Source organism: Christiangramia aestuarii (assembly GCF_009735585.1).
Taxonomy (GTDB): domain Bacteria; phylum Bacteroidota; class Bacteroidia; order Flavobacteriales; family Flavobacteriaceae; genus Christiangramia; species Christiangramia aestuarii.
The window spans coordinates 1-351 of sequence record NZ_VJVW01000189.1; the positions used below are offsets into that span (position 1 = coordinate 1).

Sequence of the window (351 nt, forward strand, 5' to 3'; positions counted from 1 at the left end):
GTGAGAAGGTCAACCCGAACGGCGGTGCCATCGCCCTCGGCCACCCGCTGGGGATGAGCGGTGCGCGGCTGGTCCTCACCGCGCTCCATCAACTTGAGAAGAGCGGCGGCCGGCGCGGCCTGGCGACCATGTGCGTAGGCGTCGGCCAAGGCCTGGCGCTGGCCATCGAGCGGGTCTGACTGGCACAACCGGGTCGCCCGCCCGGTATCAAGAGCGCGCGTCGCGCGGCGCTGCCCATGTTTCGGCGGCGGCGCGGCGCGTGTGCAGCGGAACAGGACGCTCCGTCGCACGGTCAGGATGAAACGGACCCTGTCGAGAGAACAACAGCATGACTGCCCCTGTTCACCAGTA

General features: G+C 69.2%; 1 pseudogene. It reads left to right on the forward strand.

Annotated features, from left to right (window positions below):
* Window positions 1-179, forward strand: a pseudogene (locus FLP08_RS17480) (3-oxoadipyl-CoA thiolase); the annotation flags it as partial.
* Window positions 180-351: the final 172 nt, after the last annotated feature.